The sequence below is a fragment of the Mycolicibacterium grossiae genome (assembly GCF_008329645.1).
In the GTDB taxonomy this organism is placed as follows: Bacteria; Actinomycetota; Actinomycetes; order Mycobacteriales; family Mycobacteriaceae; genus Mycobacterium; species Mycobacterium grossiae.
The window spans coordinates 5,040,096-5,066,430 of the sequence record NZ_CP043474.1; the positions used below are offsets into that span (position 1 = coordinate 5,040,096).

The following is a 26,335-nucleotide window of genomic DNA, read 5'->3' on the forward strand; positions in this document are numbered from 1 at the left end:
GTGCTCAGCACTTTCAGCCCATCTCGCACCAGGCGATCGCCCGGCGCGCAGCCACACCTCGTGCCCGGCACGGCCCTGGAAGGAACCTCCCCCTCATGACCGCCGACTTCGACACCGTCGACTACTTCACCGACCAGTCGCTGATCCCCGACCCGCACCCGTACTTCGACCACCTGCGGAGCAAGTGTCCGATCACCCTGGAGCCGAACTACGGCGTCCTGGCGATCACGGGCTACGAGGAAGCCGGCGTGGTGCTCAAGGACACCGACACGTTCTCGTCGTGCATCGCGGTCGCCGGACCGTTCCCGCCGCTGCCCTTCACCCCCGAGGGCGCCGACATCACCGAGCAGATCACCGCGCACCGGCCGCAGATGCCCATGTTCGAGCACATGGTGACGATGGACCCGCCCGACCACACCAATGCGCGCTCCCTGCTGAACCGGTTGCTCACGCCGCGCCGGCTCAAGGAGAACGAGGACTTCATGTGGCGGCTCGCCGACGAGGTCCTCGACGACTTCGTCGCCAACGGGCGCTGCGAATTCCTCACCGCGTACGCGAAACCGTTCTCGCTGTTGGTGATCGCCGACATGCTCGGCGTCCCCGAGGAGGACCACGACGAGTTCCGCACCGTTCTCGGCGCACCGCGCCCCGGCGCCAACGTCGGCTCGCTCGACCACAGTGACCTGGTGGTGAGCAATCCATTGGCATGGCTCGACGAGAAGTTCATCGCCTACCTGGAGGACCGCCGCTCGAACCCGCGCGACGACGTCCTGACCGCGTTGGCCACGGCGAAGTACCCGGACGGGTCGGTGCCGCCGGTGATCGAGGTGGTGCGCTCGGCGACGTTCCTCTTCGCCGCCGGACAGGAGACGACGACGAAGTTGCTCTCCGCCGCGATCAAGGTCCTCGGCGATCAGCCCGAGGTGCAGCAGGCGCTCCGCGACGATCGCAGCCGCATCCCGGTGTTCGTCGAGGAGGCACTGCGCATGGACGCGCCGGTGAAGAGTCAGTTTCGACTGGCCAAGAAGGACACCAGGATCGGTGATCTCGACGTCAAGGCGGGCACCACGCTCATGGTGTGCCCCGGCGCGGTCAACCGCGACCCGAACCGCTTCGAGAACCCGCACGAGTTCGACCTCGACCGCAAGAACGTGCGCGAGCACATCGCATTCGGCCGCGGCGTGCACTCCTGCCCCGGTGGACCGCTCGCCCGCGTGGAGGGGCGCGTCTCCATCGAGCGCATCCTCGACCGCATGGCCGACATCACGATCGACGACGAGAAGCACGGCCCGGCGGGACAGCGCACCTTCAACTACGAGCCCACCTTCATCCTGCGCGGCCTCACCGAGATCAACATCGAGTTCACGCCGGTCGACTGACGGATCCGACGCGCAAACCGCCTCCGGCGTCGGCGATCTCGCTGACGCCGGAGTCGCGTCCCGATAGGCTCGCCGGGACGCCGCACGATCGACGACGGGAGACGGCGATGACGCTCACCAGGGTGGCCCTGCCCGCTCTCGCGGCCGTGGTGCTGAGCGCGGCAACGCCTCTCGCGCCCACCGCGCACGCAGCCGCCGAGATGAAGATCGGCAACTACGAGGTCGCGAACGACCGTTGGAACGACCACTCCTGGGTGTGGGTGGTGACGCACTCGTGCGGAGCTCCCGATTGCGGCACGGTCTTCGAGGATCCCGTGATCGCCCCGGAGACCCCGAACGTCAACGTCATCGGCGTTCCCCGGCCGCTCAAGAGTCAACGTTTCCAGAACACCGCGTTCTACGCCGACGGGCGGTACACCCTGACCGTGGACGTGATCGACGGCGTGCGCTGCGTCGGCTACAACCTGCCGTCACACGACGTGTACTCCTGGGACGCGGCGACCCTTGCCGGCACGATCGTCTCGACCTACGACGCCGGTTGCTACGGGGCGCCCGGAGGTACCAGCACCTACACGTTCGGGCTGAACCGCATGTGACGCGGCGGCGGCCCGGTCAGAGGTCGCCGCGCGTCCACGTCGACGCGCCGTCGCGCGCGTCGCACGACAGGAACAGGCCGTCGGGTGCCTGCGCCATCTCGCCGTCGCGGCCCGAGCAGTTGCTGCCCTCGATCTTGACGCCCCGCAGTTCGGTCGAGCGGAACCACCGCGGCGCCAGACGTCGTGGCGAGCCGCAGAACACGATGCGCCCCCACGACGTCACGCCGAAGACGTAGTAGGTCGTGTTGGTGCACGGTGCGCCCAGGACGGCACCGGGCGCGATGCCGGGGACGCACGACGGCTCGTTGCACTCGGCGGCGGGTGGCGGCGCGGGCGCGGGCGGCTCTGCTCCCGCAACGGGCGCAGTGAGGAGGCCTGCGGTGAGCAGACCGGCAGCAGCTGCCACGACGACACGCACGGAATCCACTCTGACACAACGTCGAGCGGTTGTCCCGGCTTCCGCCCGAAGCGCTACGCGGGCGACGACCGACGCGTCGCACACCCGCGGTCTGGCAACCCCGCCGAAGCCCGGTAGCAGTACCTTCGAAAGTGTTAGTCTGCGCGTACACAACGGCATTCCCGCGGCCGGCGGCACGGACACTTCGAGGAGCGCTTCCATGGGTGCAGCCAAGGCGCTGTCGGCCCCCGCCCTGCTGGGGGCCGCCCTCCTCGCCACCACACTGCTCGCGGCGCCGGAGGCCACGGCCGAGTACGAGAAGTACGCGATGAACGGCACCTTCTCCGTGGTCTCCAACGGCGAGTGGGCCAGGATGAACGACCGCTACCAGGACGAGCCGTCGGTGCGCAGCACCTGGGACGTGACGACCACGTGCAGCTCCGCGATCACCTGCTCCGGGAAGGTCACCAGCAGCCTCGGCTGGACCGAGGACGTCTACACCATGGCGGGCAACCTCTGGTTCGTCAAACACTACGTGCCGGACTGGATCCCGTGCCCCGACGGCACCCGGGCGCCGGGACTGCAGGTGTACAAGTTCTATCCCGCCAACGAGGACGGACAGTCCGAGCGCATCTCCGACCTGTGGGTGGGTGAGGACATCACCACCGGAGAGAGCGGCAACTGCGGAAGGAACAAGTCGCTGGTGCTCAACCTGCCGGTGAAGATCTCGAAGATCCCCTGACGCAACGCGTTTCGCTCGAGGAGCGGTCCGCGCGCGGACGGGACACGGGCCCCGCCCCATGGGCGGGGCCCGTCCTCGTCAGTGCGGCAGCAGGTCCTGCCAGCTCTTCGACATCGGGGCATCGGCCACCAGGTTCGTCACCTGGTACAGCTTGCCGTCGGATCCCACGTATTCGCCGGTCCGCGGGTTGTACTGCGCCACGGCAACACTGGGCGTCTTGGTGGTCGACGGCGAGCCGAACGCACTGGGCGCCACCGGCGTCGCACCGCCGGGCGCCAGTCCCAGCGGACCGGGAGCAGAACCCGGCGCCGGTCCGGTCACGGGCTCCGGCGCGACGGCCGGTCCGGGAGCGGGCCCGACCGGTGCCGTGGCGGGCTCCGCAGCCGGCGCAGCGTCGGCCGCGGGGATCGGTTGGCCGTTGAGTGAATTGCCGGGCGGCGGTGGCGGCGGCACCGCCGTCGCGATGGGCGCCTCCAGCGGCGACACCGTCGGGCCGGGCAGCGGCAGGGCGTCGGGCGGGGTCCCCGCCGGCGTGGCGCCCGGCGGCAGCGGCGTCCCCTCCACGGGTGCGTACAGGTCGTCACCCAGCGCGGTGCGGTCGTCGATCGGGATGCCCTGGGCGACCAGGCTGGGGTCGAACGGGTAGGGCCCGAGGGCGTGCTGTCGCATCGCGAGCGGCACGAAGGGCTTGTCGCTGTTGCAGATCTGGATCGTCGGCGCCCGCTTCCCGGGATGGCGCATGCAGGGGAAGTTGCGGAGGCCGCGTACGGCGATCGGGGAATCCTGCGGCAGCTTGCAGTAGATGCCATCCGGGGTGTCGATGTCCGACTCATCGGCCGGCGAGCGCCAGGACGACGGCGGCAGGAAGCCGACCGTGCACGCCGGCGGATCGCTCACCGTGACCGCGAAGTCGCCGCGCGCCGAACCGGTCGCATCCGATCCGGTGTTGTACGACTGCTGCTGGGCGATGTACGGCGGCAACAGCACCAGGAGTTGTTCCAGCGACGCGTTGTAGGTCATCAGGATCTCGCTGACGGTACCGAGGTTCGCGAGCAGCACGGGCAGCGTCGGCTTGAGTTCGTTGAGCAGTCCGCTCACCTCGCCACTGAAGCCGGGGAACGTCTGCAACACCGTCCGGAACTGGGGGTCGCTGGCACGTAGCTGGCCGGTGAACCCGGCGAGGCTGCTCGCCCACGTCCGGATCGACTCGGCCGTCGCCGCCTGCCCCTCGAGGAGCGGCCGGGTGTCGTCGGCCAGCGTTCGGGTCTGATCGGCGATCCCGTTGAGATCACGGCCGAGGGTCGCGCTGGAGTCGATCAGCGAGCCGAAGTCGTACCCCGCACCGTTGAAGCCCTGGTACGTCTCGTCGAGTAGGTCGCTCAACCGGTCCTTCGGGAAGCTCCCGACCAGCGCGCTCACCCGGTCCAGGACCGGTCCGACCGGCGCGGGGATCACGGTGTTCTGCGCTTCGATCACCGATCCGTTGCCGAGGAACGGCCCGGAATCGGTGCGCGGCCGCAGATCGACGTACTGCTCACCGACGGCCGACACACTGCGCACCTCGGCCTGCAGGTCGGCGGGGACCTTCGGCGACGTGGCGATCGACATGGTCGCCTCCGCCCCCGTGGGCGTCACCCGGACCTCGGTGACCTTGCCGATCTCGACCCCGCGGTAGGTGACGTTGCTGAACCGGTAGAGACCGCCGGACGAGGGCAGCTTCAGCGTCACCTCGTAGCGCCCGATTCCCAGCAACGTCGGGACTTGCACGTAGCTGATGAACATGACGGCCATGCCGATGAGCCCGACGATCGCGAAGATCGCCAGCTGGATCTTGATGAAGCGCGTCAGCATCAGTTGCCCCCATACGGTCCGGCGAAGATCGGCCCGCCGCCCGGTGGTGGCGGCGCGGCGTCACCCGCCGTCGCGTCCATCCCGTTGCCCTGCGGCACCACGGGCAGCACCGGCCCGGTCACCGGCGGCAGCGGCGGCGCCTCCGGCGGCGGGCCCGCCGCGGGCAGTGACCCCGGCCCGGGCAGGCTGCGCTCGGCGCCGGGCGGATCGGCCTGCAGGCCGGCGGTGGGCGGGTTGCCCGGGAGCGCGGAGAGCGGGCCGCCGGCCGGCGGCGGGTTGAGTGGGCGGCCCATGGGGTCGTAGGTGTACCGCTGGAAGAACGGCTCCCCGGGCAGCGGCACCAGGTCGCGGCCCTCCTGGCCGAGCCGCGTCCCGAGGAAGAGGGACTTGCGCAGGCGCGGTCCCGAGATGTCCACGGTGGCGAAGAGATTGATGAAATCGCCGCGGACGGCGCGGTCGATGAGGTTCTGGCCGTACGGGAACACCGTGGCATACGCCAGACTCGCGTCCAGGTCGGGGCCGACGTCGGCGAGCGCCTGGATCGTCGGTTGCAGGCCCTGCAGGTTCTTCACCAGGTCGGCCTGGGTGTCGTTGACGAGGCGGTTCGCCACGTCGCTGAACTGGCCCAGCTTCGTCAGCGCGGTGGTGAGCTGCGGCCGCTCGCGGTCGAGCACCTCCAGTGCACGCGGAATGCGTTGCAGCGCGCGGGTGATGACGTCGCTGCGGCCGGCGAAGCTCGCGGCCACACGGTTGAGTGCGTCGATCGTCGCCACCAGGCTCTGCCGCTGCGCATCGAGGGTGCCGACGAAGGAGTCGAGTTCGCGCAGCAGGCCGCGGAAGTCCTCCTCACGTCCCGACAGCGCCTGGTTGAACGTGTGCACCACGTCGCCGATCTGGCCCAACCCGCCCGCGTTGAGCACGACCGACAGCGACGAGAGCGTCTGCTCGGTGGTCGGATAGGTCGACGAGTCGTTGAGCCCGATCGTGGCGCCGGGCGCGAGCCGACCCTCGGGCTGCTGCCCCAGCGGCGGGTTGAGTGCGAGGTGCATCGAGCCGAGCAGGCTGGTCTGTCCGACGCGCGCCACCGCATTGGCCGGAATGATCACGTCGGGCTTCACCGAGATCTCGACGTTCGCGTGCCAGTCCTGAACGTTCATCGCGCCGACGCTGCCCACGACGACGTCGTTCAGCAGCACCGGCGAATTCGATTCCAGTGTAGCGACGTTGGCGATCTCGACGTGGTACCGCACCGCGTCGGATCCGCGACCGACGGCACCGGGCAGCGGCAGCGAGTTGACGCCCTGGAAGGCGCAGCCCGTCCCGGTGAGCGTCACGCAGGCACTCACGGCCACGAGCCGGCGGATGGCGCGTCCGCGAATCATGGTGTCCCCTCGGCAGGAAGCAGTGGCCCGGGCGGCGGACCCGCCGGTTGCGCTTCGGCGGGCAGGAGCATGCCCGGCAAGCTCGGCGGGGCCGACTCGACGGGTGCCGGTGCGGCGGGGGCGCCGGGTGGCGGCGGACCGATCCGCGGTGGATCGGTCGGCACCGGAGCGCCCGGATACAGAGCCGGGAAGGGCGCCACGGGCAGGCGCTCGTTGGTCGGCAGCGGCACCCCCGGTGGTCCCATGCCCGGTGGCGGCGGCACGTCGCCGTTGAGCCCGGTGTAGGCCGATACCACCGGCGGGATCTCGGGTGGCTGCGGAACGCCGCCCTCACCACCGGGCGCCAGCTTCGGATCGCTGTAGATGATGTTCTCCGGCGACGCCGACTTCGCCAGGTACGGATTGATCGGCACCGGAATGTAGTTGAGGTTGAGCAGGCGCAGCGCCGGTCCGAGGTAGTCGTGGCAGAGCTTGGCGGTCTCCGGCGCGGTGGTGTTCTGCGTCGCGCCGATCATGCCGCAGACGAACTGCATGGGACTGGCGAGGTTGGGGATCGAGAAGCCACCGCGCGGCGTGCCGGTGTCGGGATCGTAGATGTTGTAGGCGTTGGCGAAGGCGTTCGGCGTCACGTGCAGCACCTGCTCGAGATCGTCCTTGACCGAGACGAGGGTCTGCGTCACCTGTGCGAGCCCCTGAACCTGCTCGACGGTCTGGGCACGCGTCCCCGACACGAAGCGCTTGACGTCGGAGATGGCCACCGACAGATTGGTCAGTGCCGCGTCGAGATCGCTGCGGCTGCCGTCGAGCACGCTCGACAGGGTGGCGAGGCGGTCGTTGAGTTGCACGATCTGCTGGTTGCTGTCTCGCAGCGCCGTGACGAAGACCTGCAGGTTCTTCACGGTCGCCACGAAGTCGCCGCTACCTTCGGCGAGTGTCCGTGCGACGCCCGACAATTCGGTCAGCGTGCTGCGCAGCTTGTCGCCGTTGCCGTCGAGGGCGTTGGCGGCACTGTCGATGAAGCGACCGACGGAGGTGGTCGACGTGTCGCCGGAGGGACCGAGGTCGGTGGCGAGCCGTTCGAGCTGTCGCTTGACCTCGTCCCACTCCACCGGCACCGCCGTGCGGTCCTGCGGGATCACGGCGTCGTCGGCCATCGTCGGTCCGCCTTCGGACGCCCGGTACGCCGGGGTCAGCTGAACGTAGCGCGCCGCCACCAGGTTCTGGGCGACGATCACGGCCTTCGCATCGGCGGGGACGGCGACGCCGTGGTCGACGTGGAGCACGAGCTTGGTCCGGGTGCCCTCCGGTTCGATCGTGTCGATCGTGCCGACCTTGACGCCCGACACCCGCACGTCGTCACCGGGGTAGATCGCGGTCGCCGTGGGGAAGAACGCGGTGATCGTGGTGGGGGCGTAGAAGAGGGCCCGTACGGCCAGGCCGACGCCGATCAGTGCGACCACCAGGGCCGCGACGATCGCGGGGATCAGCCATCTGCGCGAGCGCACCGTCATCGCGATCCTCCCGGAACGCCGTTGTACGGCAGGTTGAGTTCGGCTCGCGGTCCGGTCTCGGGAGACGTGGGCGGCGCGCCGGCGCCGAAGGCCCCGCGCCGGAAGCCGAAGGCGTAGTCCAGGAACGGCTGCAACAGACCGCCGGGGGTCACGTTCGGCACGTAGGCCGTGTAGTAGGCGCCGCTGGACACCGCCTCGCTGAGCGTCGCCTGGTACTTTGCCGCCCCGGGGATCGCCTTGGCGAGGTTGTCGCGGTTGCGCACCAGCACGTCGTTGACCTCGTTGAGCCGTTCCAACGTCGGCGCCAGTTCGGCTTCGTTGTCCTTGACCAGTCCTGTCAACTGCCGAGACACCGCCGAGGTGTTGGCGAGCAGGTCGACGACGGCCTGCCGGCGCGCGACTAGCACGGCGAGCAGGTCGTTGGCGTTGAGGATGAGGCTGTTCACCTGCTGGCTGCGTTCGCTCAGCACGCCCGTGACCGACGACGCGGCCCGCAGCAGTTCGCCGAGCGTCTCGTTGCGGGCGTTGATCGCCTGCGACACGCGGCTGAGTCCGTCGAACGTCGGACCGAGTTGCGGCGCAATCTGGTCGAGGGTTTGCGACAGCGTGTCGAGCGACTGGTTGAGCTGCCCGGTGTCGGTGCCCGCCGTGTTGGTGGTGAGTTCGCCGACGGCGTCGCTGAGCGAGTAGGGCGATGACGTCCGGGTGACCGGGATGGGTTCGGTGCGGTCGAGGGCTCCGGTCCCCTCGGAGTCCACGGTGAGAACGCGTTCGCCGAGCAGCGTTCCGGTCTTGATGTGGGCGCTGGTCTCCGAACCGAGCGGGTAGCGGCTGGCGACGGTGAAGCGCACCAGGGCGTCGCCGTCGTCGAGTTCGACGTCGGTCACCGAGCCGATCTTGATACCGGCCAGCGTGACGTCGTTGCCGACGACGATGCCGCCGGCCTCGGCGAAGCGGGCGGAGTACTGCAGCGACGTGGCATATGCCATGAGCCGCTCGGGCTGCAGGCCGACGGCGATGATCAGGATGGCCAGCACGACGCCCAGGAAGCCGGCCCGGGCGAGACGCGCACCTCGGTACTTCAGCATCAGGGCTCAGCGCACCTTCCGTTTTCCTGCTTGACGAAGGGGAAGAACGACGCCCGACCCTGCAGATCGGTGACGCGAATCGACAGCTCGCAGATGTAGTACTGCACGAACGAGCCGTAGGCGCCGATGCGCGCCAGCTTGCGGTAGTTGCCGGGCGCCCGCATCAGCGCGCCGTCGAGATAGCCCTTGCCGCTCGCGAGATTCGGTGCGAGGCGGTTCAACTGGTCCACCGTGCCGGCCAGCGGCGGGCGGGCCTGGGTCAGGAGGTCGGCGATCGAGGCGGTGCCGTTGTCGAGCGAGGTGATGGCGGTGCCGATCGGGTCGCGGTCGGCGGACAGCCCCGCGATGAGGGTCTCCAGCCGGGTGATGGCGTCGGAGAACTGGTCGCCGTCCTTCGCGATGGTGCGCAGCATCGTGTTGAGGTTGTCGATCAGCGCCTGCACCGTCTGGTTGTCGTCGGCGAGGGTGTTGCTGAACGAGGAGGTCTTGCTCAGCAGCGAGTCGATGGTGCCGCCCTCGCCCTGGAACACCTGGATGAGCGACGCGGTGAGCGCGTTGACGTCCTGCGGGTTGAGTCCCTGGATCACCGGCTTCAGACCGCTCAGCAGCAGGTCCAGATCGAGCGCGGGTTCGGTGCGCTCCACCGGGATCTGGGCGCCCACGGGCATCAGCTTGGTGGACCCCGGCCCGTCGACGAGGTCGAGGTACCGGTCGCCGGTGAGGTTCAGGTACCGGATCGCAGCCTTCGTCCCGGTGGTCAGTTTGACCTTCTGGTCGGCGTCGAACTCGACGAGCACCTGGTCGTCGGACTGCAGCGAGACACCCGTCACCGTGCCGACGCGGATGCCGGCCACGCGGACGGTGTCCCCCGTCGCCAGGCGCGAGGCGTTGGTGAACACCGCCGAGTAGCCGTTGGTGGAGCCGGTGCGGTACTGGCCGAAGGTGAAGAACAAGAAGACGGTCAGCACCGCCATCACCGTCGCGAAGACGCCGAACTTGACGATCATCGACTTCGAGCCGCTCATCCGGGCATGCCGATCTGTGCGCTGTTGCGCGGCGGACCGTCGATGGGCCCGAACAGCGCCTGCTTGAGGCCGTCGGAGTTGACGAGCCAGCCCTGGTTGCCGTACTTCCAGGGGTTGGTACCGGTGTCGGTGACGAGGTAGGGCGGCCGCTTGCCGATCGGGATCACCGGCAGCATCTGGTCCTTGCACGACGAGCCGCTCTTCGCGGCGACCTTCGGGAGGTCCATCGGATACCGGTACCGGTCCACGCCGAGCGTGAAGTTCGCGGTGACGTCCACGCCGGGCCGGTCCGGCGGCGGGGTGTGCACGAACGCGTTGAGTCCCTGGATGCCGCAGCGGAGGTTGTCGCTGTACTGACTGGCCACCGTGGTGGTGGGAACCAGCATCCGCAGCACGTCGGTGAGCGGCTGGCGGTTGGTGCCGACGACGTCGGTTCCGGTGTCGGCAAGGCCGATTGCGCTGACCAGGAAGCGGTCGAGCTGGTCCTGCTGGTCGACGAGGGTGTCGCCGACGGCGGTGGTGTTGTCGAGCACGTCGACCAGGCTGGGCGCGGCGTCGGCATAGGCGCCCAACGCGACCGGTGCCACCTCGAGGTCGCGGCTGATGTTGCCCAGGCTCGGGTTGATCGAGCGGAAGAAGGCGTTCAGGTCGGTGACGGCCTGGCCGAACTTCTCGCCGCGGCCGTTGAGCGCGCCGGAGATCGCGCCGAGGGTTTCGTTGAGCTTGACCGGGTCGACGGCCTTGAGCACCGAGGTGAGTTGCTGAAACAGCGTGTTGGTCTCGACGGTGACGTGTCCGGCGTCGAGCTGCTGGCCGGCGGCCAGCGGGCGTGAGGACGGGTCCGGCGGGGCGACGAACTCGACGAACTTGGCGCCGAACACCGTCGAGGAGGTGATGTCGACGTTCACGTTGTCCGGGATCGAGGACAGCGCAGCGGGATCCATCGCCAGGTGCAGGACCGCCGAGCCGTCGGCGCGCGACTCGATGCTCTCGACCTGCCCGACCTGCACGCCGCGCATCTTGACCTTGGCCTCGGGGTTCATCACCAGGCCGGCGCGCTCGGACACCACCGTCACCGGCACGGTGCGGCCGAAGCCGCCGGTGAACATCACCAGCGAGAACACGACGATACCCACCAGCACCAGGACCATCGCCAGCCCGGCCAGCGTGCGCACGCCGTTGCTCGACACGTTCGACATCGCCTCTCCCCTAGCCCGACAGGTTGAAGTTGCCGTTGGAGCCGTAGACGGCGAGGGACACCAGCAGGGTCACCGAGACGACGATGATGAGCGAGGTCCGCACCGCGTTGCCGACCGCGACGCCGACGCCGGAGGGCCCGCCGGCGGCGAAGTAGCCGTAGTAGGTGTGCACCAGCAGGATCGTCAGCGCCATGAGGATCGCCTGCAGGAACGACCACAGCAGGTCGAAGGGGTTGAGGAACGTGGTGAAGTAGTGGTCGTAGAGCCCGCCGGACTGGCCGAACAGGAACACCGTGGTGAACCGGCTGGCGAGGAAGGACAGGATCACCGCGACCGAGTACAGCGGAGTGATCGCGATCATCCCGGCCACCAGGCGGGTCGAGACGAGGTACTGCACCGGCGGGATGCCCATCGACTCCAGGGCGTCGATCTCCTCGTTGATGCGCATGGCGCCCAACTGCGCGGTGACGCCCGCGCCGAAGGTGGCGGCCAGGCCGATCCCGGCGACCACCGGAGCGGCGATGCGGACGTTGATGAACGCCGACAGGAAGCCCGTCAGCGCCTCGATGCCGATGTCGCCGAGCGACGAGTAGCCCTGCACGGCCAGCGTGCCGCCGGTGGCCAGGGTGAGGAACCCGACGATGACGAGCGTGCCACCGATCATCGCGAGTACGCCTGCGCCCATGCTGATCTCGGCGATGAGCCGGATGATCTCCTTGCGGAAGTGCGCAGCGGCATATGGCGCACCGGCGATCGCCTTGCCGAAGAACAGCGTCTGATCGCCGATGCGGCCCAGCACGTCCACCGGACGCTTCACCGTCCGACTCAGCCGCGGGTAGGTCCCCCGGATGACCTGCAACGTACCCATGGCGGCGGCCCTACTTGGCCGTCATCTGGATGCCGACCGCGGTCACTACCACGTTGATGACGAACAGCGCCATGAAGGCGAACACGACGGTCTCGTTGACGGCGTTGCCGACCGCCTTCGCCCCGCCGCCGGTGATCATCAGCCCCCGGTAGCACGCCACCAACCCGGCGATGAGTCCGAACAGGAGTGCCTTCACGCTCGAGATGATCACCTCCGGGACCCCGGTGAGCAGCGTGATCCCTGCCGCGAACGCACCCGGGTTCACGTCCTGGACGAAGACGGAGAAGAAGTAGCCGCCCAGGATGCCGATGATCACCACCAGGCTGTTCAACAGGAACGCCACCAGCCCCGACGCCAGCAGGCGCGGCGTCACCAGTCGCTGCACCGGGTTGATGCCCAGCACCTCCATGGCGTCGATCTCCTCGCGGATGGTGCGCGAGCCCAGATCGGCGCACATCGCCGTCGCACCGGCGCCCGCCACGATGAGCACCGTCACCAACGGCCCCACCTGGGTCACCGCGCCGAACGCCGCACCTGCACCGGACAAATCGGCCGCACCGAGTTCACGCAGCAGGATGTTGAGGATGAAGCTGACCAACACGGTGAACGGGATGGCGACCAGCATCGTGGGGGCCAGCGACACGCGCGCGACGAACCACGACTGCTCCAGGAACTCGCGCCACTGGAACGGCCGCACGAACACGAACTTCAGGGCGTCGACGCCCATGGCGAACAAGCCACCCACGGCCTGCGCGGGCGCCGCCAGCCCCTTCGGCAGCGAGATGCCCGGCGACCACCGCTCTGGTCCCTTAGTCGCCATCTGAACCGGGTCCCTCCAAGATCGTCACGGCCGATACAGCTGTCGGGCCGCCAATGTTGTGCGCCAGCGCGATTCGTGCGCCGTCGACCTGATTGACGGCCTCGCCCCGCAGCTGTTGGAACAACTCGACGCACTGTGCCACACCAGTGGCACCCGGCGGGTGGCCTTTGGCTTTTAAACCCCCACTGGGATTGACGGGCAAAGCCCCGCCGAGACTGGTGGTCTCGGTCTCGACGAGCTTGGCCGCGCCAAAACGCTCGGCGAAGCCGAGGTCCTCATAGCTCATCAGTTCCAGGCCGGTGAAGTAGTCGTGCACCTCGGCGACGTCGATGTCGGCAGGCGTCAGCCCCGCCATCGCGAAGGCCCGCTTCGCCGCGCGCGTGGTCGCGGGAAACGTCGTCATGTCGGTCTTGTGTTGATGCATAACGGAATCGAGTCCCAAGCCGACGCCGCGGATCCACACCGGGCGGGCGGTGAATCGGTCGACGACGTCCTCGGCGGCCAGGATCAGGGCGGCGGCACCGTCGCTCTGCGGCGCGCAGTCGTACAGGCGAAACGGCGTCACGACGGTCGGCGCCGCGAGCGCCTGCTCCAGCGTGATCTCGAACCGCAACCGGGCCTTCGGGTTGGTCGCACCATGTCGGTGGTTCTTCACCGCAACCATCGCGAGGTGTTCGGGGGTCGCTGCCGACTCATACAGATACCGGCGCACGTGTAACGCGAAGCCGGCCGGAGCGACGACGCCGAGCGGATAGTCCCAGGCCATGTCGCGGGCCATCGCCTCCCACTCCCACATCATGTCCGCCGACGCGGTGTCGCGGAGCTTGTCCGCGCCCATCACCAGAGCCACGTCGAACGCGCCGGAGGCGACGCCGAACAGCGCGTTGCGGACGGCGTCGTTGCCGGTGGCGCAGGAGTTCTCCACGCGGGTGACCGGCAGGTCGGGCAGCCCCAGCGAGTCGGCGAGGATTCCGGCCGGGAACCCGTCGGACGTGCCCATCGCGCCGAACCAGGCCGCCTGCAGGTCGGAGGTGTCGATGCCGGCGTCGACGCTGGCCGCGCACTCGGCGAACGCCATGGGCAGCAGATCCTTGAGTCCCAGCGCGAAGTGCTCGCCGAACGAGGTCATGCCCGCGCCGACCACCGCCACGCGCCTCACGCCGCACCCCGACCCGCGTCGTGCTGCGTCACGGCGGGCAGGAAGGCGTAGCCGTAGTCGGGCACGCCCGAGCGCACCGCCACGCGGCGCAGGACCAGGTGGCCGCGGTCGCCGATGTCGACCGCGCCCGCCCGCGACCCGGTCACCGTGACCAGTGCGCGCACGTCCACGCCGTCGAGTTCGACGATCACCAGGGAGTACGGCGTCCGCAGCCCGGGCACCGGCACGTGCACGGTGGCCTCGGTGTACACCGTGCCGGTCCGCGGCAGCGGCACCATCTCGTAGCGCGTGCGCAGCGACCCGTCCGCGGCGACGCGGTACCGCGGCGGGAAGTCGAGGTCGCCCGCCGGGGCGCCGTCGGCGTCGGTGGGGGCGTCGGCGTCGGCGTCGACGAACCTGCCTGCCTCCCAACGCACCTTGGCCTCGAAGGCGCGTTCGTAGGCGGCCAGCGAGATCGGGATGGCGGCACCCGGCCGCTCCGTGGACTCGGGCACCGGCTGGGCCGGCGGCTCGCGGCGCACCACCGCGGCCGTACCGCCACTGACGGTGATGCCGGACAGGCTGGCCTGCTCGGCGGCGACCACGGGCCCGGTGACTCCCGACTCGGCGAGCCAGGCGAGCGCGAACACCCCGGAACTGGCGCCGAGCGTCGGCAGCGGCGGCGGATCGCCCAGACACAGTTCGGCGCCGCGGGCGTGATCCACGCCCGCCATCACCACCGGGGTGTCCAGCCATGCGGCCGCCAGCGAGGCGATGAGACCGCGTTCGTGCAGCAGGCGCGGATCGCCGTAGTCGTGCACCTCGCCGGTCGCGTTGCGGGTGCGGACCGGCAGGCTGCGGGCCACCCGCGCGGCGGTCCGCACGCGCAGCCCGTCCTCGGCGGTCAGCAGTGCCGCCGCCCCCGCCGGTTGCAGGTCCACCCCGATGACGAGCGTCCGCGGCCGGGCCGAACTCACCGCATCCAGCGCGGCCGGCGCACCGCCGAGGCGTTCGTCGACCTCGAGTTCGGGATCCAGCCCAAGGCCGGCGAGCAGGACGGCGGCATTGCTGCCGTCCAGCAGCGGCAGGTCGCGGCTGACGAGCACGACCCGCTCCACGCCGTGGCCGGACTCCAGCGCCGCACGGCCGGCCTCCACCGCCAGCGTCACCGCATCCTCGTCATCACCGGCCACCCGCCGTGCGGTGCTTCCCCAGCACGGCAGGTAGGTCCCGATGGCGGCGATGAACGGCACGCTGATCCGGCTTCCGTCGTCAGGTGACGGCGCCGGCCGTCTTGAGTTCGATGATGCGGTCCCAGTCCAGGTCGAGTTCCAGCAGGATCTCGTCGGTCTGCTCGGCGAAGCCGGGCGCCGGTCCCGTCCGCGGCGCCGCCACGTCGAACTGCACCGGATTGGCCACCAGCTCCAATTCGCCCGTGTCGACCAGGTATTCGTTCGCGCGGATCTGCGCGTCCTGCGCCGCCTGCAGCGTGTCCTGCACCGGCGCCCACGGCCCCGCCAGCGTCGCGAAGCGCTCGCTCCACTCCGGCAGCGTCCTCGTCGCGATCACCTCGCGCAGGATCTCCACCGCCTCGGCGGTGTGCTCGGCGATGGTCTGCGCGGTCGCGAAGCGCGGATCGTCGATGAGGTCCTCGCGGTCGACGTGGCGGCACACGTCGGCCCAGAACTTGGTCGGCTGCATCATCACCAGCGAGATGAAGCGGTCGTCCTTCGTGCGGTACACCCCGACCAGCGGGTTGATCGGCGAGCCGTGGGTGCCCGGCGCGGGCTGCACCATCAGTTGATCGAGGTGCGACGTCAGGGCCACCGTGTGGCCCATCGACCACAGGCCGCTGCCGAGCAGTGAGACGTCGACCACCGACGGCTCGCCGGTGCGCTCGCGCTTCAGCAGCGCCGCCGCGATGCCACCGGCGAGGTTGGTCCCGGAGATGGTGTCTCCGTAGGCCGGTCCGGGCGGACCGATCATGCCCTCGATGCCCGGGGGCGTGATCGTCGCGGCCGTTCCCGCCCGGCACCAGAAGGCGGTCATGTCGTAGCCGCCCTTCGACGCCTCGAGGCCCCGCGGACCGAGTGCGCTGCCCCGGGCGTAGACGATGTTCGGGTTCACCGCGCGGATGTCGTCGACGTCGATGCCGAACCTCTCGCGATGCCCCGGCAGGAAGCTGGTCAGGAAGACGTCCGCGCGACGGGCCAGCTCGAGGAGCACCTCGCGGCCCTCCGGCTTCGACACGTCCAGGCCAATGCTGCGCTTGCCGCGGTTGGCGTGCTCGATGTTCGGGTTCGGGTCGCCCTCCACCCGCAGCGAACCGGTCTGACGCAGCCCGCGCTGCGGGTCGCCGGTCACGGCGTGCTCCACCTTGATGACGTCGGCGCCCCACTCGGCGAGCACCGCCCCCGCCGACGGCACGAAGCCGTACATCGCGACCTCCAGGACGCGGATGCCGTCCAACGGCGCGCTCATCAGAACCATCTCCTCTTCGCGCAAGCGCTCATCAGCCGACCACCGTGGCGAACGTCTTCGACTCCAGGAACTCCTCCAGCCCGGCCGCGCCCATCTCGCGCCCGATGCCCGACTGCTTGAAGCCGCCGAACGGAGTGTCCGGGCTGAAGTAGTTGCCGCCGTTGATGGAGAAGGTGCCGGTGCGGATGCGGCGGGCGAGTGCGACGGCGCGCTCCTCGCTGCCGAACACCGCGCCGGACAGTCCATAGATCGAGTTGTTGGCGATGCGCACCGCGTCGTCGTCATCGTCGTAGGCGATCACCACGAGCACCGGACCGAAGACCTCCTCCTGGGCGATCTCGCTGTCCGGGTCGACGTCGGTGAGCAGCGTCGGGGTGTAGAAGAAGCCCGGGTCCTTCTTCTCCCCGCCGGTCACCAGCGTCGCGCCGGCGTCGACCGCACGCCGGACCATCGCGTCGACCTTGTCGCGCTGCTTGTCGCTGATCAGCGGCCCCATGTAGGTCTTCGGATCGTTGGGATCGCCGTAGCGGACGTGACCGAAGTTGGTCTTGACCGCCTCCACGATCTCGTCGTGGCGGCTGCGCGGCACCAGCAGCCGCGACGTCAGCGCGCACCCCTGGCCCGCGTGAGTCACCATGCTGAACGCCGCGAACATCGCGGCGGTGCCGGCGTCGGCGTCGTCGAGCACGATCGCCGCGGACTTGCCGCCGAGTTCGAGGAACACCTTCTTCAACGTCCCGCTCGCGGCCGCCATGATCGCCCGCCCCGTGGGCGTGGACCCGGTGAAGGTCACCATGTCGACGTCGGTGCTCGTGGTGAGCACCGCGCCGACCTCCGGGGACGACGAACTCAGCACGTTGACCACCCCGGCCGGGATGTCGGTGTGGTTCGCGATCAACTCGCCGATGGCCAGGGTCACCAGCGGGGTGTCGGGGGCGCCCTTCAGCACCACTGTGCAGCCGGCCGCCAGCGCGGGCGCCAACTTCGCCAGCGCCAGCTGGTTCGGATAGTTGTAGGCGACGATCGCCGCCACCACGCCGGCGGCTTCCTTCTCCACCCAGCGGTGATGCTGCATGCCGCGGCTGGAGATGTTGCCGAGGTCCTCGGTGAGCGGGTAGTCCTCGAGCAGTTCGGCGTAGAACCGCACGATGTCGATCGGCTGGTCGAGCTGCGCACCCGCGATGAGCGCGGGCGTCGCGCCGACCTCGGCGATCGTCAGCGCCGCCAACTCGTCGCGGTGCTCGAGCAGTGCGGCGTGGAACTGCTTGAGGCAGCGCACGCGCAGCGCGCGGTCGGTCGCCCAGCCCGACTCCTCGAACGCGCGGCGGGCGGCGGCGACGGCCCGTTCGGCGTCGGCGACCGTCGCGTCCGGCGCGTGCCCCAGCACGTCGCCGGTGGCCGGGTTCAGCGTCGGGAACGTCCGCTCGGCGCCGATCAGCTCGCCGTCGACGAGCATCCGCCGGTCGGGTGGCACCGCAGCCCCGCCGCTGCCGGCATCCGGATCGGCACTGGCTATGGTCGGCGTCTGGGACATCGAGCCTCCTGGCCTCGTCATGGACCACCCAGCGGAACAGCGGGAGCGAGTCCAGGCATTGATGGAAACTTCATTCTCATTCGCGGCGAATCTTACATCCGCCAACTGAGAACACAAGGAAGAACAGACCGCCTCGTCAGACGGTCCCGACCGTTCGGCACCCGTTGCGCGACGACGCGGCCCACCCCGCGAAACCTTGCGACATCGCAGTCGGCGAGAGTACGGTTCTCATATTCGGAAGCATTGTTCTTGGCTTCCGTCGCTGCCTGCTGGGAGGAACCGGGACGTGAAGAACGCCGTAGTGACCGGAGGCGGTTCGGGCATCGGTCGCGCCATCGTCGATCGGCTGCGGGCCGACGGGCACCACGTCGCGGTCCTCGACCTGGCCCCCGGTGACGGCGAGTTCGCCTTCTCCGCCGACGTCACCGACCGGGCGGCGGTCGACGACGCCCTGGCCGGCGTGCGCGCCAAGCTAGGCCCGGTCTCCATCCTGGTGAACGCGGCGGGCCTGGACAGCTTCAAGAAGTTCCACGACGTGTCGTTCGAACGCTGGCAGCGCGTGATCGACGTGAACCTCAATGGCGTCTTCCACTGCGTGCAGGCCGTGCTGCCCGACATGATCGAGGCGGGCTGGGGACGCATCGTCAACATCTCGTCGTCGAGCACCCATTCCGGCGCGCCATACATGGCGCCCTACGTCGCCGCGAAGTCCGCGGTCAACGGACTGACCAAGACCCTCGCCCTGGAGTACGGGCCGGCGGGGATCACGGTCAACGCCGTGCCGCCCGGGTTCATCGACACGCCCATGCTGCGGGCCGCTGCCGACAAGGGCTTCCTCGGCGACATCGACGCCACGATCGCGGCCACGCCGGTGCGGCGCATCGGACGGCCCGAGGACATCGCCGCGGCGTGCGCCTTCCTGGTCTCCGAGGAGGCGGGCTACATCACCGGCCAGATACTCGGCGTCAACGGCGGCCGCAACACCTGACAGCTCGCGTTCCGCCACCGGGATGCGCACGAACGAAGGGACAACGCAATGGGACGTGTCGAGGGCAAGGTCGCATTCGTCACGGGAGCCGCACGCGGCCAGGGCCGCAGCCACGCGGTACGACTGGCCGAGGAGGGTGCCGACATCATCGCGGTCGACATCTGCCGCGACATCGACACCATCGGCTACTCCCTGGCGACGCCCGAGGATCTCGAGGAGACCGCCAAGTTCGTCGAGAAGACCGGCCGCCGCGCGGTCACCGCGCAGGCCGACGTCCGCGACGCCGGCCAGTTGCGCGAGGCTCTCGAGCGCGGGTTGGAGGAGTTCGGCAAGGTCGACATCGTCGTCGCCCAGGCCGGCATCGCGGGCATGAAGGGCCAACCGCCCCTGCAGGCCTGGACCGACGGGATCAACACCAACTTCGTCGGCACGATCAACGCCATCCAAGTGGCCCTGCCGCATCTGAAGGAGGGCGCCTCGATCATCGCCACCGCGTCGGCGGCGGCACTGATGGACGCGTCGAAGAAGGACAACCCGGGCTCCGACCCCGGCGGCATGGGCTACATGACCTCCAAGCGCCTCATCTCCCAGTACATGCACGATCTGGCGACCCAGTTGGCCGTTCGGAACATCCGGGCGAACGTCATCCACCCGACCAACTGCAACACCCCGATGCTGCAGAGCGAGCCGATGTACCGGTCCTTCCGGCCCGATCTCGACAAGCCCACGCGGGCGGACGCCGAATTGGCGTTCGGCGTGCAGCAGGCCATGCCCGTCCCCTACATCGAACCCGAGGACATCAGCAACGCCGTTTTGTGGCTGGCCTCCGACGAGTCGCGTTTCGTCACCGGCATGCAGCTGCGCGTCGACGCGGGCGGCTACCTCAAGTGGTACGACTACCACGTGTGATCCATTTCGCCGCAACGCAATACACCGACTGGAGGGTAACGACGTGAGAGTCTCGGTTGATGGTCAGCGGTGTCAGGGACACACGCTGTGCGCGATGATCGCCCCCGATTCGTTCGAACTCGACGACGTCGACGGGCACGCCTCGCCGGTGCACGACGACGTCCCCGCCGACCAGCAGGACCAGGTGGCCGAGGCCGCCCACTCCTGTCCCGAACAGGCCATCGTCATCGAATGACGGTGTCCGCGAGGCCGTCAGGGAACCCCGCTAGGAGAGACACGCCGTGAGCACCGAGAGCGACGTCACGACCGACGACGACCGCAAGAAGAACACCTTCCACTTCGACCGGCACACCCCCGAGTACCGGTTGCAGTTCGAGAAGATCACCGAGGAGATGCAGTCCCGCTGCCCGCTGGCGTGGACCGACGTCTACGACGGGCACTGGGTGGCCGCCGACAGCAAGCACGTCTTCGAACTCGCACGGTGCCCCGTGGTGTCCAACCACCACGACATCAGCGGCGAGACGCCGTTCAAGGGCATCACGATCCCGAAGGCCAGTCGTGCCACCGTCGTCCGCGGCGGCATCCTGGAGATGGACGAGCCCGACCACAGCACCTACCGCGGTGCGCTGAATCCCTACCTCTCCCCGGCGGCCATCAAGCGCTGGGAGCCGTTCGTCGACGAGATCACCCGTGCCGCCCTCGACGAACACGTCGCCAGCGGCCGCATCGACTTCGTCGAGCATCTGGCCAATGTCGTACCCGCGGTGTTCACGCTCGCGATGATGGGCATCGAACTCAAGAAGTGGAACGTCTACAGCGAGCCGACGCACGCCTCGGTGTACACACCCGAGCACGCCCCGGAACGCGAGAAGATCAACGAGCAGCACCGCGACATGGGCATCGATCTCATCACCAACATGATGGAGATCCGGGAGAACCCCCGGCCCGGACTGGTGAATGCGTTGCTGCAGTTGCGCATCGACGGTGAGCCGGCGCCGGACATGGAGATCCTGGGCAACCTCGGGCTCATCATCGGCGGCGGCTTCGACACCACGACCGCGCTGACCGCGCACGCGCTCGAGTGGCTCGGTGAGCATCCCGCCGAGCGGGAACGTCTCAGCCGCGAACGGGACAGCTTGCTGCATCCCGCCACCGAGGAGTTCCTGCGCTTCTTCACCCCCGCGCCGGGCGACGGCCGGACGTTCGCCGAGGACGTCGAGGTCGAGGGCCAGCAGTTCAAGCAGTTCGAGCGGCTGTGGCTGTCGTGGGCGATGGCCAATCGCGACCCGTCGGTCTTCGAGAAGCCCAATGAGCTGATCATGGACCGGAAGGGCAACCGCCACTTCAGCTTCGGCATTGGCGTGCATCGCTGCGTGGGATCCAACGTCGCGCGGACGGTGTTCAAGTCGATGCTCACCGCCGTCCTGGACCGGATGCCCGACTACGTGTGCGACCCCGAGGGCACCGTGCACTACGACACCATCGGCGTCATCCAGGGCATGCGCAACCTGCCGGCGACCTTCACGCCGAGCGAACCGCTGGGTCCGGGCCTCGACGAGACGATCGAGAAGCTGCAGCGCATCTGCAACGAGCAGGAGCTGGCGCGCCCGATCACCGAGCGCAAGGAACGCGCCGTCATCGACTAGCGGTCCATTCGACCGACGACGAAGCCCCCGGACCATCGTCCGGGGGCTTCGTCGTCGGCAGGCGTCGTCGGCAGGCGTCGCAGGGCGGTGCGTACCGCCCGTGCTCAGCCGCGCGGCAGCCCCAGCACCTGCTGGGCGATGATGTTGCGCTGGATCTCCGACGTCCCGCCGGCGATGGTGCCCGAGAAGCTGCGGGCGTAGCGCTCGAACCAGCTGGCGAAGTAGTGGTCGAGGTTCATGTGCGCATACGGCCCCGACGTGGCGGGATGGATCAACCCGTCCGGGCCCGCCGATTCCAGGGCGTTGCGCGCGGCCCGCATCTCCGCCTCGGCGCCCAGCAGCTTGGGGATCGACACCGCGGCGACGTCGACCTCACCGCGTGCGGCCTGCGCGAGTCCCACCGATCCGAGCAGCCGCAGCGCCTGGTAATCCATGATGGTGCTGGCCAGTTCGTCGCGTTCGAGGTCGTTGCGCGGCCGGAAGTCGCCGATCGAGTTGGCGATCCGGTCGGCGAAGCCCAGCCACATCATGGTGCGCTCGTGGCCGAGCGATCCGTTGATGACCTTCCAGCCGCCGTTGAGCGGGCCGACGAGGTTCTCCGCGGGCACGCGGACGTCGCTGAAGAACACCTCGTTGAAGTCCTTGTCGTCCTCACCGCAGATGTCGGCGAACGGACGGCAGACCACCCCCGGGAGATCGGTCGGGATGATGAGGCAGCTGATCCCCTTGTGCTTCGGCGCATCCGGATCGGTGCGGACGAACGTCAGCAGCCAGTCCGCGTCGTGAGCGCCCGACGTCCACACCTTCTGGCCGTTGACCACGAAGTCGTCGCCGTCGCGGACGGCCCGGGTGCGCAGCGACCCGAGATCGGAGCCGGCGCTGGGCTCGCTCATGCCGAGCGACGCCGTCTTCTCGCCCCGCAGCACCGGTACCGCCCACTGTTGCTTCTGCTCGTCGCTGCCGAACGTGATGAGCGACGCCGCAACGATGTTGACGCCTTGGGGATTGAAGCTGTGGTAGATGCGGCGGGTGCACAGTTCCTCGAGGTGCACGTACTGCTGCAGCACGGTGGCATTGCGACCGCCGAATTCCGGCGGCTGCGCCGGCAGCAGCCAGCCGTTGTCGAACAGCAGCCGCTGCCAGTCCCGGGCCCACTGCGGCATGTGCGACGTCGACCGCGGCCGTTCCAGCGTCTCGGCCGGCGAGGGCAGGTGCTCGTCGAGGAAGGCCGCGAACTCCGTGCGAAATTCCTCGACGTCGCGATCAAATGTGAGCTGCATCGAATTCCTCGCTGATCATCGCCCGGTGCTCGGCAGCGCCGCCGAGCAGCAATTCGCCCGCCTTCGCGCGCTTCAGCGCGAACTGCAGGTCGTTCTCCCACGTGAAGCCCATGGCGCCGAAGGTCTGCAGGCCGTGACGGAACACCAGTGCCTGACACTCCCCCGCCGAGGCCTTGGCCATCGCCGCGGCGAGGCGGCGGCGCGGGTCGTCGGCGGCGATCGTGAGCGCCGAGAAGTACGCCAGCGCGCGGGCCCGCTCGATCGCGACGTGCATGTCGACGGCCTTGTGCTGGATCGCCTGGAAGGACCCGATGGGCACGCCGAACTGGTAGCGGCTCTTCGCGTGGTCGAGCGCAAGATCCAGGATTCGCTGGCAGGCACCGACCATCGTGATCGACATCCCCATCAGTGCGACGTGTCGCGCCTTCTCGGTGTCCACCGCGAGCCGGTCGGCGTCGGCGACGTGCGCACCGGCGAAGGAGACCTCCGCGACGTGCAGCACGGGATCGAAGATCTGGTTGCGCCGGATCGACGCGGCGTCGGCGTCGACGAGGAACACTCCCGCGTCGGTGACGACGGCGAGCCGGTCGGCGCGGTCGCCGTCGAGCACGAAGCGGTCGGTTCCGCTGAGCACCCACCCGTCGGCGTCGCGGTAGGCGCTGACGCCGGAGAACACCGCGGCCCCGGTGCCCTGGACGTCGTAGCGGTCGCCGACCAGCGGGGCGAACTGCGTGAGCGTCGCGAGGTACGGCGTGGGATCGGTGGCGCGGCCGAGTTCCTCGAGGACGATCGCGAGTTCGACTGCGTTCTCGCTGTCGGTGAGCTCCGTCCACCCTGCGTCGACGTAGGTCTGCCACAGCGGCATGGGATCGGTGCCGTCCTCGGCGACGTTGCGGACCAACGAGGCCGGGCACTGCTTGCCCACTGCGTCGCGGACGGTCTCCTGCCACAACCGCTGATCCGCGTCGAACTCCAAGAGCATGGGCCGCCTCCACTTCGCCAGTTAACGGAGCGAGAATAGCATTCTCGCGATGTGCTGCACACGTTCTCTCCGCGGGCGTACGACGTTCCGTCGGTGGCACGCGACGGCCCCGACCTGCACATGCGCCGACCAGCGCCGACGCCAGGGGGAAGACAGGAGAAGGGTGTTCTTGATATAGAAGAACTACGATCTACACTGAGATCAGTCCCGGCCTTCGATGGGCCGCGGAGTGCGAAGGGACGCATCGAGTGAAGGAACACCGCGACGCGGACGGCAGCACCGTGACGACGCCCGTCATCGACGCGAGCGTGCACGTGTTCTTCGGGTCGAGCAAGGACCTCCGCCGGAACTTCCTGCGTGAGCCGTTCAGCAGCCGCGGCTTCCCCGATTACGAAATGGACTGGTACGGCGCCCCGGGCGGCGAGTACGCCGAGGGCACCGAGGGACCCGACGGGCAGTACCCCGGCTCGGATCCCGACGTGGTGGCCCGTCACCTGTTCGCCGAGCGCGGCGTCGACGTCGCGGTGCTTCATCCAATGACGCGCGGCATCATGCCCGACCGCCACCTCGGCACGGCCATCGCCGCGGCCCACAACGAGATGCTGGTGACGCGCTGGCTCGAGCACCCCGAGCACGGCGAGCGCTTCCGGGGCACCATCCGGGTGAACCCCGACGACGTGACCGGCTCGCTGCGCGAGATCGCGAAGTACGCCGACCATCCGCGCGTGGTGCAGCTCGGCATTCCGCTGCAGTCGCGCGAACTGTACGGAAAGCCGCAGTACTGGCCGCTGTGGGAAGCGGCAGCGGCCGCCGGGCTCCCCGTCGCCGTGCACCTCGAGACCGGCGAGGGCATCGCCGCGCCGCCCACGCCGAACGGCCACACGCTGACCTACGAGCACTTCCACGCGTTCATGGGGCTGAACTACCTGTACCACCTCATGAACATGATCGCCGAGGGCGTCTTCGAACGGCTGCCGTCGCTGAAGTTCGTGTTCGCCGACGGCGCCGGCGACATGCTGACGCCGTTCATGTGGCGCATGGACTGCTTCGGCCGACCGCACCTCGAGCAGACGCCGTGGGCGCCGAAGATGCCGAGTGACTACCTGCCCGAGCACGTGTACTTCGTGCAGAACGGCTTCGACGGGCCCGGCGACGTCGACTTCGCCGGTGAGTGGTTCGGCTTCACCGGCAAGGAGGACATGGTGATGTACGGATCGAGCTATCCGCACTGGCACCTCAACGAGCTGTCGGTGCCCCGGGCGTTCACCGCGGAACAACGCGACCGACTGTGCTGGCGCAACGCGGCCGAGCTGTACGGGATCGACGTCCCGGCCGCCTCGGTCGCACGGTAGAGATCGACAGGAGGCCCCCATGACGGTCACGCAGACGAGGGAACGGGTACCGGCTGCGGAGCACGTCGCCGTGCGGTGCGTCGACTCCGACGTCCACCCCATGCCGCGCCGCGGCGCGCTGCTCGAGCACATCCCCGAGCCGTGGCGCAGCACGTACTTCACCAACCACAAGGTCGGCGAGCTGATCTACTACGACGCACCCGACTACGCGCATGCGTACGCCATGCGCGTCGACACCTTTCCTTCCGACGGCGAATTCGCCGGCAGCGATCCGGATCTCATGCTCGAGCAGCTGGTCATGGAGGCCGGCGCCGATATCGTCATCCTGGAACCCACCGACCGCATCGCGCGGCTGCCCGAGGCCACGGCCGCGATGAGTTCGGCGGTGAACAGCTGGCTCGCCACCGAGTGGCTCGACGGCAGGCACAACTGGCACCAGCGGTGGCGCGGCTCCATCTGCGCCGCCATCGAGGAGCCCCAGCTCGCCGCCGCCGAGATCGAGAAGTGGGCCGGCCACCCCTACATGGCCCAGATCCTCATCAAGGCCGAGCCACGCCCGTCCTGGGGTCACCCGAAGTACGATCCGATCTGGGCGGCCGCCACCAAGCACGACATCACGGTCAGCTGCCACCTCTCCCGCGGCACCTACGAGACGCTGCCGATGCCGCCGGTCGGGCTGCCGAGCTACAACCACGACTTCATGGTCACCTACTCCCTCACCGCGCTGAACCAGGTGCTCAGCCTGATCTTCGACGGGGTGTTCGACCGCTTCCCGACGCTGCGCATCGTGTTCGTGGAGCACGCGTTCACCTGGGTGCTGCCGCTCATGTGGCGCATGGACGCCATCTACGAGGCACGCAAGTCACGGCTCGACATCAAGCGCAAGCCGAGCGAATACCTCAAGGACCACATCAAGTTCACGACGCAGCCCTTGGACTACCCCGAGGACAAGACCGAACTCACCCGGGCCTTCGAGTGGATGGAGTGCGAGAAGATCCTGCTCTACAGCAGCGACTATCCGCACTGGACGTTCGACGACCCGCGCTGGCTGGTCAAGCACCTGCCCGAGCATGCCCGCGAGGCGGTCATGTTCCGCAACGGCCTTGCGACCTACAAGCTGCCGGACACCGTTCCGGCGCTCGAGGGTCAGGTCCGGGTCTTCTAACC

24 protein-coding genes are annotated in these 26,335 nt (G+C 69.0%); 9 read left to right on the forward strand and 15 right to left on the reverse strand.

What is annotated here, in order from left to right:
- The first annotated feature begins 95 nt into the window (after positions 1-95).
- Together FZ046_RS24110 and FZ046_RS24115 are read left to right on the forward strand one after the other, a co-directional pair.
- Complete coding sequence (locus tag FZ046_RS24110) at positions 96-1,379, forward strand: cytochrome P450 (RefSeq protein WP_070355476.1); 1,284 nt, start codon at positions 96-98, stop codon at positions 1,377-1,379.
- Between the two features lie 107 nt (positions 1,380-1,486).
- Positions 1,487-1,975, forward strand: coding sequence for a hypothetical protein (locus tag FZ046_RS24115; protein WP_070355475.1), 489 nt, complete (start codon positions 1,487-1,489; stop codon positions 1,973-1,975).
- Positions 1,976-1,991: 16 nt separating this feature from the next.
- Here the strand turns inward: FZ046_RS24115 and FZ046_RS24120 are convergent, their stop codons facing one another.
- Positions 1,992-2,393, reverse strand: a complete 402-nt coding sequence (locus FZ046_RS24120) for a hypothetical protein (RefSeq protein ID WP_070355492.1) — start codon at positions 2,391-2,393, stop codon at positions 1,992-1,994.
- A 199-nt stretch (positions 2,394-2,592) separates the two neighbouring features.
- Between FZ046_RS24120 and FZ046_RS24125 the strand changes: the two genes are divergently transcribed.
- Entirely contained in the window at positions 2,593-3,114 is a 522-nt protein-coding gene (locus FZ046_RS24125; protein ID WP_070355474.1) for an Rv2253/PknI dimerization domain-containing protein, read from the forward strand.
- A 78-nt stretch (positions 3,115-3,192) separates the two neighbouring features.
- Here FZ046_RS24125 and FZ046_RS24130 read toward each other — a convergent pair whose 3' ends face one another.
- The 12 genes from FZ046_RS24130 to FZ046_RS24185 are packed head-to-tail and all read right to left on the reverse strand — an operon-like array spanning position 3,193 to position 18,011.
- Positions 3,193-4,965, reverse strand: a complete 1,773-nt coding sequence (locus FZ046_RS24130; protein ID WP_070355473.1) for an MCE family protein — start codon at positions 4,963-4,965, stop codon at positions 3,193-3,195.
- Positions 4,965-6,347 carry an MCE family protein gene (locus tag FZ046_RS24135; protein WP_149484335.1) on the reverse strand — a complete coding sequence of 461 codons (1,383 nt, stop codon included), beginning with the start codon at positions 6,345-6,347 and terminating at the stop codon, positions 4,965-4,967. The genes FZ046_RS24130 and FZ046_RS24135 overlap by 1 nt, the downstream gene beginning before the upstream one ends.
- Complete coding sequence (locus FZ046_RS24140) at positions 6,344-7,858, reverse strand: MCE family protein (RefSeq protein ID WP_070353869.1); 1,515 nt, start codon at positions 7,856-7,858, stop codon at positions 6,344-6,346. Before FZ046_RS24140 ends, FZ046_RS24135 begins: the two co-directional genes overlap by 4 nt.
- Positions 7,855-8,946 (reverse strand): MCE family protein, encoded by a 1,092-nt coding sequence (locus tag FZ046_RS24145; protein WP_070353868.1) that lies wholly within the window; start codon positions 8,944-8,946, stop codon positions 7,855-7,857. Before FZ046_RS24145 ends, FZ046_RS24140 begins: the two co-directional genes overlap by 4 nt.
- The gene (locus tag FZ046_RS24150; protein ID WP_070353867.1) at positions 8,946-9,971 is read right to left on the reverse strand and encodes an MCE family protein; all 1,026 of its coding nucleotides are present in this window, start codon (positions 9,969-9,971) and stop codon (positions 8,946-8,948) included. The genes FZ046_RS24145 and FZ046_RS24150 overlap by 1 nt, the downstream gene beginning before the upstream one ends.
- Complete coding sequence (locus FZ046_RS24155; RefSeq protein WP_070353866.1) at positions 9,968-11,170, reverse strand: MCE family protein; 1,203 nt, start codon at positions 11,168-11,170, stop codon at positions 9,968-9,970. Before FZ046_RS24155 ends, FZ046_RS24150 begins: the two co-directional genes overlap by 4 nt.
- A gap of 10 nt (positions 11,171-11,180) precedes the next feature.
- Positions 11,181-12,038 carry an ABC transporter permease gene (locus FZ046_RS24160; protein WP_070353865.1) on the reverse strand — a complete coding sequence of 286 codons (858 nt, stop codon included), beginning with the start codon at positions 12,036-12,038 and terminating at the stop codon, positions 11,181-11,183.
- Positions 12,039-12,048: 10 nt separating this feature from the next.
- Positions 12,049-12,858 (reverse strand): MlaE family ABC transporter permease, encoded by an 810-nt coding sequence (locus FZ046_RS24165; protein WP_070353864.1) that lies wholly within the window; start codon positions 12,856-12,858, stop codon positions 12,049-12,051.
- Positions 12,848-14,017: a thiolase C-terminal domain-containing protein gene (locus FZ046_RS24170; RefSeq protein ID WP_070353863.1), complete on the reverse strand. Its 1,170-nt coding sequence runs from the start codon at positions 14,015-14,017 to the stop codon at positions 12,848-12,850. Before FZ046_RS24170 ends, FZ046_RS24165 begins: the two co-directional genes overlap by 11 nt.
- Entirely contained in the window at positions 14,014-15,249 is a 1,236-nt protein-coding gene (locus FZ046_RS24175) for an OB-fold domain-containing protein (protein WP_070353862.1), read from the reverse strand. Before FZ046_RS24175 ends, FZ046_RS24170 begins: the two co-directional genes overlap by 4 nt.
- A gap of 19 nt (positions 15,250-15,268) precedes the next feature.
- Positions 15,269-16,477, reverse strand: a complete 1,209-nt coding sequence (locus FZ046_RS24180; RefSeq protein WP_070353888.1) for a CaiB/BaiF CoA transferase family protein — start codon at positions 16,475-16,477, stop codon at positions 15,269-15,271.
- A 31-nt stretch (positions 16,478-16,508) separates the two neighbouring features.
- Positions 16,509-18,011: an aldehyde dehydrogenase family protein gene (locus tag FZ046_RS24185; RefSeq protein WP_070353861.1), complete on the reverse strand. Its 1,503-nt coding sequence runs from the start codon at positions 18,009-18,011 to the stop codon at positions 16,509-16,511.
- A gap of 286 nt (positions 18,012-18,297) precedes the next feature.
- Here FZ046_RS24185 and FZ046_RS24190 point away from each other — a divergent pair, with 286 nt between their 5' ends.
- Genes FZ046_RS24190 through FZ046_RS24205 form a run of 4 tightly spaced genes read left to right on the forward strand, consistent with a single transcriptional unit; the run spans position 18,298 to position 21,554 of the window.
- Positions 18,298-18,999, forward strand: coding sequence for an SDR family NAD(P)-dependent oxidoreductase (locus FZ046_RS24190; RefSeq protein ID WP_070353860.1), 702 nt, complete (start codon positions 18,298-18,300; stop codon positions 18,997-18,999).
- Between the two features lie 48 nt (positions 19,000-19,047).
- A complete protein-coding gene (locus tag FZ046_RS24195) occupies positions 19,048-19,908 on the forward strand; it encodes a mycofactocin-coupled SDR family oxidoreductase (protein WP_070353859.1) in 861 nt (286 codons plus the stop codon).
- Between the two features lie 43 nt (positions 19,909-19,951).
- Entirely contained in the window at positions 19,952-20,143 is a 192-nt protein-coding gene (locus FZ046_RS24200; RefSeq protein WP_070353858.1) for a ferredoxin, read from the forward strand.
- Between the two features lie 46 nt (positions 20,144-20,189).
- Positions 20,190-21,554 carry a cytochrome P450 gene (locus tag FZ046_RS24205; RefSeq protein WP_070353857.1) on the forward strand — a complete coding sequence of 455 codons (1,365 nt, stop codon included), beginning with the start codon at positions 20,190-20,192 and terminating at the stop codon, positions 21,552-21,554.
- A gap of 104 nt (positions 21,555-21,658) precedes the next feature.
- Here the strand turns inward: FZ046_RS24205 and FZ046_RS24210 are convergent, their stop codons facing one another.
- Positions 21,659-22,834, reverse strand: a complete 1,176-nt coding sequence (locus FZ046_RS24210) for an acyl-CoA dehydrogenase family protein (protein WP_070353856.1) — start codon at positions 22,832-22,834, stop codon at positions 21,659-21,661.
- Entirely contained in the window at positions 22,818-23,816 is a 999-nt protein-coding gene (locus tag FZ046_RS24215) for an acyl-CoA dehydrogenase family protein (protein ID WP_070353855.1), read from the reverse strand. The genes FZ046_RS24210 and FZ046_RS24215 overlap by 17 nt, the downstream gene beginning before the upstream one ends.
- 248 nt (positions 23,817-24,064) lie before the next feature.
- Here FZ046_RS24215 and FZ046_RS24220 point away from each other — a divergent pair, with 248 nt between their 5' ends.
- Positions 24,065-25,168, forward strand: coding sequence for an amidohydrolase family protein (locus FZ046_RS24220; protein ID WP_176749576.1), 1,104 nt, complete (start codon positions 24,065-24,067; stop codon positions 25,166-25,168).
- A 19-nt stretch (positions 25,169-25,187) separates the two neighbouring features.
- Complete coding sequence (locus tag FZ046_RS24225; RefSeq protein WP_070353854.1) at positions 25,188-26,333, forward strand: amidohydrolase family protein; 1,146 nt, start codon at positions 25,188-25,190, stop codon at positions 26,331-26,333.
- Positions 26,334-26,335: the final 2 nt, after the last annotated feature.

Excerpts from the sequence above, each read along its gene's own strand:
- FZ046_RS24110 (WP_070355476.1), top strand. The coding sequence starts at position 96 with ATGACCGCCGACTTCGACACCGTCGACTACTTCACCGACCAGTCGCTG.
- FZ046_RS24115 (WP_070355475.1), top strand. The coding sequence starts at position 1,487 with ATGACGCTCACCAGGGTGGCCCTGCCCGCTCTCGCGGCCGTGGTGCTG.
- FZ046_RS24125 (WP_070355474.1), top strand. The coding sequence starts at position 2,593 with ATGGGTGCAGCCAAGGCGCTGTCGGCCCCCGCCCTGCTGGGGGCCGCC.
- FZ046_RS24130 (WP_070355473.1), bottom strand. The coding sequence starts at position 4,965 with ATGCTGACGCGCTTCATCAAGATCCAGCTGGCGATCTTCGCGATCGTC.
- FZ046_RS24135 (WP_149484335.1), bottom strand. The coding sequence starts at position 6,347 with ATGATTCGCGGACGCGCCATCCGCCGGCTCGTGGCCGTGAGTGCCTGC.
- FZ046_RS24140 (WP_070353869.1), bottom strand. The coding sequence starts at position 7,858 with ATGACGGTGCGCTCGCGCAGATGGCTGATCCCCGCGATCGTCGCGGCC.
- FZ046_RS24145 (WP_070353868.1), bottom strand. The coding sequence starts at position 8,946 with ATGCTGAAGTACCGAGGTGCGCGTCTCGCCCGGGCCGGCTTCCTGGGC.
- FZ046_RS24150 (WP_070353867.1), bottom strand. The coding sequence starts at position 9,971 with ATGAGCGGCTCGAAGTCGATGATCGTCAAGTTCGGCGTCTTCGCGACG.
- FZ046_RS24155 (WP_070353866.1), bottom strand. The coding sequence starts at position 11,170 with ATGTCGAACGTGTCGAGCAACGGCGTGCGCACGCTGGCCGGGCTGGCG.
- FZ046_RS24160 (WP_070353865.1), bottom strand. The coding sequence starts at position 12,038 with ATGGGTACGTTGCAGGTCATCCGGGGGACCTACCCGCGGCTGAGTCGG.
- FZ046_RS24165 (WP_070353864.1), bottom strand. The coding sequence starts at position 12,858 with ATGGCGACTAAGGGACCAGAGCGGTGGTCGCCGGGCATCTCGCTGCCG.
- FZ046_RS24180 (WP_070353888.1), bottom strand. The coding sequence starts at position 16,477 with ATGAGCGCGCCGTTGGACGGCATCCGCGTCCTGGAGGTCGCGATGTAC.
- FZ046_RS24185 (WP_070353861.1), bottom strand. The coding sequence starts at position 18,011 with ATGTCCCAGACGCCGACCATAGCCAGTGCCGATCCGGATGCCGGCAGC.
- FZ046_RS24195 (WP_070353859.1), top strand. The coding sequence starts at position 19,048 with ATGGGACGTGTCGAGGGCAAGGTCGCATTCGTCACGGGAGCCGCACGC.
- FZ046_RS24210 (WP_070353856.1), bottom strand. The coding sequence starts at position 22,834 with ATGCAGCTCACATTTGATCGCGACGTCGAGGAATTTCGCACGGAGTTC.
- FZ046_RS24215 (WP_070353855.1), bottom strand. The coding sequence starts at position 23,816 with ATGCTCTTGGAGTTCGACGCGGATCAGCGGTTGTGGCAGGAGACCGTC.
- FZ046_RS24225 (WP_070353854.1), top strand. The coding sequence starts at position 25,188 with ATGACGGTCACGCAGACGAGGGAACGGGTACCGGCTGCGGAGCACGTC.